Annotated in this window: 7 protein-coding genes; 5 read left to right on the plus strand and 2 right to left on the minus strand. The window is 26.9% G+C overall.

The features are described from left to right. The first annotated feature begins 90 nt into the window (after window positions 1-90). The 5 genes from ETU08_RS00745 (at window position 91) to ETU08_RS00765 (ending at window position 3,241) form a co-directional block, all read left to right on the plus strand. Window positions 91-1,140 (plus strand): Shedu anti-phage system protein SduA domain-containing protein, encoded by a 1,050-nt coding sequence (locus ETU08_RS00745; protein ID WP_146261099.1) that lies wholly within the window; start codon window positions 91-93, stop codon window positions 1,138-1,140. A gap of 28 nt (window positions 1,141-1,168) precedes the next feature. Further along, entirely contained in the window at window positions 1,169-1,405 is a 237-nt protein-coding gene (locus ETU08_RS00750) for a hypothetical protein (RefSeq protein ID WP_146261100.1), read from the plus strand. 23 nt (window positions 1,406-1,428) lie between these two features. Beyond that, entirely contained in the window at window positions 1,429-1,728 is a 300-nt protein-coding gene (locus tag ETU08_RS00755; RefSeq protein ID WP_146261101.1) for a PIN domain-containing protein, read from the plus strand. Window positions 1,729-2,272: 544 nt separating this feature from the next. Then, window positions 2,273-2,956 (plus strand): protein rep, encoded by a 684-nt coding sequence (locus ETU08_RS00760; protein ID WP_146261102.1) that lies wholly within the window; start codon window positions 2,273-2,275, stop codon window positions 2,954-2,956. Window positions 2,957-2,980: 24 nt separating this feature from the next. Beyond that, entirely contained in the window at window positions 2,981-3,241 is a 261-nt protein-coding gene (locus ETU08_RS00765) for a hypothetical protein (protein ID WP_146261103.1), read from the plus strand. A gap of 39 nt (window positions 3,242-3,280) precedes the next feature. Here ETU08_RS00765 and ETU08_RS00770 read toward each other — a convergent pair whose 3' ends face one another. Together ETU08_RS00770 and ETU08_RS12075 are read right to left on the minus strand one after the other, a co-directional pair. Then, complete coding sequence (locus ETU08_RS00770) at window positions 3,281-3,994, minus strand: ankyrin repeat domain-containing protein (protein ID WP_146261104.1); 714 nt, start codon at window positions 3,992-3,994, stop codon at window positions 3,281-3,283. Window positions 3,995-4,533: 539 nt separating this feature from the next. Further along, on the minus strand, window positions 4,534-5,769 hold the full coding sequence (locus ETU08_RS12075; RefSeq protein ID WP_221410418.1) for a PAAR-like protein: 1,236 nt from the start codon (window positions 5,767-5,769) through the stop codon (window positions 4,534-4,536). Between the last annotated feature and the right edge of the window lie 231 nt (window positions 5,770-6,000).

The following is a 6,000-nucleotide window of genomic DNA, read 5'->3' on the forward strand; positions in this document are numbered from 1 at the left end:
TTTAATTTGTGCTTTAGATGTAATAAAATAACATAATAGTTTAGTAAATTTATCCATTTAAAATATCGATATTACAAAACTATAAAAGCAATGAGAAATCATACAATAGAAGAATTAGTTTGTCAATTCCAAGTATCAGGGTCATCTTTATATGAACTTAATGAAATAATAATACTTTTATATAAACAAAATAATAATGATGCCTTAAATTTAGTATTAAAATTAGCCATGTCAGATTATGGAGGTATAACGTTTAAAGCAGAATTACAAATCATAGCAATGTTAGGAACACTCCATTGGGGAATAAAAGGATTAGAAAAACTTGGAAAATCAACTATAAAAAACGATTGTTTTAGGGCTATAAACAATGTAACTAGGCTTTTAAGTCATATATCTAGTAAAAGTTTAAATGATTTTTTCTTTGCCAATTCTAATTTACCTTGTATAAAGAGACTTAACCTAGAAAATGAAAAGTATAAAACAGAAGAATGGATTACAAATGCAAAAAAGGTTTTAATTGAGGTTGTGAAATCAGTAGAAAAGAATGATATTTTTCCATTAGGATTAATACAAAATTTAATTTATCCCTTTAATATCTCTGCTCAAGAACATATGTTTGCTGCTCTCATGATCAGGTGGTTCAATTTTAATTCAAATAATGTTTATAAATATTTAGAATTAATAGAATCTACAACAAAGAAAGAAATAATTTATCACAATTTTTTGAAAAATAATCCATACATTTTAGAACCCTTCCATGCTCAAATATGGTCAAAACCAAAATTTGGTGAAAATTTAATCCCAGATTTTCTGATCCGTTCAATGGATGATGCATATACAGTTATTGAAATTGAAGAACCCAATACCTCTATTATGACAAAATCTGGAGAGCTTTCGGCTAAAACAACTCACGCAAAAAAGCAAGCTCTAGATTTTAGAGATTGGGCTATTAATAATAATCTATATGCTTCTCGAAAATATCAAAATATTTATAGACCATTTTGTCTAGTGGTTATTGGCCGAGAATCAGAATTAACTGAAGTTCAAAAACAAAGGTTAAAACAAGAGAACGAATCAACTCAAGGGATATTGAAAATTGTTGGATTTGATAAAAAAACATTTAGAAAAACTATCAGTTAAGATATTAACACAAAAATTTAGTTAGATAATGGAAAATGTATTTAAACAAAATCAAAAGATAATCAGTTTTGGAAAAAAGGCTATTATTATTGCGACAAAAAAAGATCCTTATAGACCAAAAATTGACCCTTATAATAGAAAAGAATTATATCCCAAAAAGGATTATTTAATTATGTTTTTTAAAGAAATTGATAAAAATGGACGTGAAAAATATGAAGGCAGAGAAGATATTCATCAAAATCAAATAGAATCTCCTCATTGGTGATAAAGATTAAAATTCATGTAGTTATGAAAATTTTAATTGATACTAACATTTTAATTAATCTTGAAGATAATAAAGCATTTAGCAACATATTTCCAAAGTTTTATCGATTAGCAATTTCTAACAATTGTAAAATTATTTATCATCTACAAGCAATTCCTTCAGATTTAAAAAGAGATTTGAACACCATAAGAAAGGAAATCACTATTTCTAAACTTCAGAAATATGAAATATTAATTAATTACTCCATTCCGTCAGAAAATTTTAATAAAATATTTGAAGTAAAAAAAGAGAATGATAGAATTGATAATAAACAACTTTTTTAACTAAAAAAAAGGTTATGTTGATTATTTTGTTACAGAAGATTTAGTAATACATAAAAATGCTAAAAAAATTGGGCTTCAAAATCAGGTTTTAAATGTTTATTCTATAATTGATCTATTAGAAGAAAATTTTGCAATAAAAATCCCTTCTCAACCAATTCTTTAATTTGGTAGTATCAGAGCAATTGAAAATAGGTTTGATGAATCTTTTGTTGATAGTCTCCGAAATGATTATGGTCATAATTCATTTGACATATGGTTAAAAAAAATTTTAAAAGAGGATAGACAATGCTATATTTTAATTGTTTAAAATAAATTACAGGCATTACTGATTTACAATATTGAATGGATAGAAGAACATAGAATCAAAGGAATTTATGAGAAAATATTAAAAATTTGTACTTTGAAAATTACAGATACAGTTTTTGGAATTAAGTTAGGAGAACTTTTCTTGAATAAAATTTTGAATATTGCATAAACCAAAATATCAGTTATCTATTAAAAAAAACGGGTTTTTCCTGCTTTATTAGAGGGTGAAGGAACGGATTTGACTGATACAAAAGTGTTGCAAGGAAGAGCCAAAAGAAAACTGATTACTCAAAAAATGATGTTGGGGTTGATTGATGTTTCTAAGTCTAAAGAGGATTTTCAAAGACTAAAAAGTTATTGGAATACTTTTCATTGTCAGAGTAAAATTATTAGTTCTAAAAACAGGATTTACGGGAAATATTGTAAAAATCGTTTTTGTACGGTTTGTTCTGCTATTCGAAAAGCCGATATCATTCATCGGTATTATCCTACTCTAAAGACATGGAAAGAGCCTCATTTTCTTACTCTAACGGTAAGGGCTGTAAAAATAAAATCTTTAAATAAATGGATTAACGGAATGTTTCGTGCTTTTTCTTTGATTTTAGATAGGTATAAGAAGAGGTTTCAAAGAGGAAAAGGGATTCCACTGATAGGAATAAAATCCTTAGAATGTAATTTTAATCCTCAGAGAAAAACTTATAATCCGCATTTTCATATTATTACGGCTAATCTGGAAATTGCTGAAATTCTGAAAAAGGAATGGTTGCAGATCTGGAAGTATAAGGATAATCCTAACCAAATAGTGGTTAGTTCTAAAGCTCAGTTTATAAGAAAGGTGGAAAACTTGGAAAGGGATTTAATTGAGGTGATTAAATACGGTAGTAAAATTTTTACGGAACCGGATATAAAAAAGAAAATCTAAAAACAAAAATCGAATCTAGCTCCTATGATTTACATCCAAGCTTTGGATGCTATTTTTAGAGCAATGAAGGGGAAAAGGATTTTTGAAAGGTTTGGGTTTAATCTACCGAAACAAGAAAGACCTCAACCTGATTCTAAATTGGTTTTTGAGTTCGAAAGTTGGAATTTTAATTTAAAGGTGAATGATTGGGTAAATCCTGAAACGGGGGAATGTTTAACGGGGTATAAATCTCCGGCTGAACTTGCTTATCTTTTGGAGGAGGGGATGAATTCTTCCTTTTTATGAATCTAGTGCTAGTTAAAGATGTATATAAAATATACACCTTCATATTAATGTAATTCGTTTATTTAATAGATTAATTATTTTTTTATTTTTACTTAAAATAGCATAATCTAAAGCAGTTTTATTATATTCATCTTTTACAGAAATATCTGCTCCTGCATCTAATAATAATTTTATAATTCTATAATCACTATTCTTTACAGCTTCTATTAGAGGGTAATATTTATACTCTATACCACTGTTTCCAGAGTTGTTTGGATCAGCGCCATTATCCAATAAAAGTTTTACCATAGCATAATCTCCCTTAGAACATGCAATATGAAGGATACTTCGTGTATTATCTCCATATACAGTATTAGGGTTTGCACCTTTTTTTAATAGTAATTTTCCTATCGCGGATGATTTTTTTTTCAAACTATCTTTTTGGTAAATACTATACAGAGCATCATAAACATAATAATCATCTTCCACTCCAAGATTTAAGTCTGCTTTCTTTTCAAGAAGAAATTCTACAATTTTATTTCTTTTGTAAGAACAGGCAAATCCTAATAAGGTTAATTTATTATAAGATTCTTTCTCTAAATTTTCGGGTATAAATCTATTGATATTATCCACCTTAGCAAATAAGGTTTTAAAATCAGTAAAGTTATTCTCTTTAATGCTATAAATTAAGTCTTTATAATAGGTGGGTAATTCTTGTCCATAAAGAGATATTCTGAAAATAATAAAAAAGTATAGTAAACAATATTTTTTCATCTTTAAGATTGTTTTATTTCAAAAAAATAGTATTTACTACATTATCTTATTTAATTTAAGTAATCTAAATCTTAACCTTATCCATATAAAATAGTTAGCGATAACAATTGATAATATAAATATTACAAAGAGTAATAAAAAATCAAAATTTAATCCAAAAGAGAGGTAAAAAGTACACATAAGTATGAAATAGCTAAAAATAAATAAAGGAATATCAATAAATAGATAATTATGTTGATATATCCTTTTAGTATTAAAGAATAAAGTAATTAAAAATAGTTGTATGAGGAGGAAGGGAATAAAGTTATTCCATATTTTTAATTGATTATATCTACTTAAATATTTTTCATACTCTAAAATTAGGTAAGAGGTGGGATTTCTCTCAAAAAGGGTATCAGGAGGACATTCTATATAAAATTTTAAGGAAGGAGGATACTTTATAAATAACCTGAAATCATTTCCAAATTCTGTGTCATAATTTATAATACCTATAAAAAGTAGAATAAAAATACTGAGTAAGATTAAATATAATAATTTTTTCAAGGCTTCTTCATTTTTAATAATTTTCTCCAATTATTTATTTTAGCCATAGTTAAATTCCCGGGGCAATATCGATCTGTATTTATTTCCATATGCCCAGCTAAAATTTCAATTCCATACAAATCATCTAAGAATTTACATAATTTTAATAATGAACGCTCCAATTTATTAGTTAATTCCCCATTACTCCATTCAAATGTTGATCTCCAACCCATACCTGCATCATCAGTACTTAAATCTGCTAATAATACAATTCCTATTTTACCCGTATTTGCTTTATTAACATGAGATCCTTTAAATTTTATATCTCTTCCCTCATATATTTTTCCATCCTTATCTATTGCATAATGATATCCTATATCAGCTCTTGAATCAGATTTACTATCCATATGTTTATCCTGAACTTGTTTAACTGTAGGATAGTCTACTTCATTACCTGAATGATGTACAACAATAGTATCATAAAATTTATCTAAAGGCTCCATAATTTTCTCATAAAGTCCTTTTTTAGGGTCAGGCTTTCTTGCTCCCCATTCTGCTCTTGAGATAATTTTTACGGTATTTATTACTCTACTGGTAATTTTTATATTTTCTGAAATTTCATATAGATATGCATAGATACTTATATCCTTATTTAGATCATCTATTTCTCCTATAAACAAAGACAGTTTAACTGTTTTCCCATTTAACTTGTATAAGTTTGTTTTATTATCAGCATACCGCCAGCTAATATTTGTTTTATGTATAAATTTGGGTTCTTTAGTAAAAGATGTTACCTTGTACTCTGCAATATCAAATAATTCAACTTTTGTAGGACCTTCCAAACCATTAATTTCTATTGGATAATTGTCATTTAAATCTTTTAAATGACTAAAACTTGTAGATTTCTCAATCACATTAATAAAAGTTTCCGGTGGAGTTAAGGGAGAAACTTTTCCTCCGGTAGCACACATACAAAAGGAATCCGTAGTTAATTTTTTCATTCCATTGAGACTGAAAGGGGAGGTTTTCTCCCATTGTTTGATAACCGGTGTACAAGGTAAATAGCCTCCGGAGGTTGGTTTTAATTTGCATTGTCCAAAAGGAATAATATTGGTATTAGCTTCTTTATCCTTTTCTGTTGCTTTTAATAAGGAATTAATTTTTAATCCACTATGGCTGGTTACCTTTAAAGGAGTTTCTTTGGTGCCTTTATTGCACTTTAATTTAGTATTTTCTGTTAAGGGGTGGCTCATGTGGAATTTATTTTTATTTTCTTATTTTGTAGATTGCGTATGTTTCAGCTAAAAAAAATATTACTATTATAGTAAAAATTTTAATTTCGTTTCTGTTTATTTTAATACTAATATTTTTATTCTATATAAACGTTTTTGGTCATTATCTTACAAGTATTTAAATTATAAATCAGAATCTTCTTTAAGAATATTTTTAATAAATTTTCTAAGCTTTTTTGAATTATAAAATTC

Source organism: Apibacter muscae, from assembly GCF_007845635.1.
In the GTDB taxonomy this organism is placed as follows: Bacteria; Bacteroidota; Bacteroidia; order Flavobacteriales; family Weeksellaceae; genus Apibacter; species Apibacter muscae.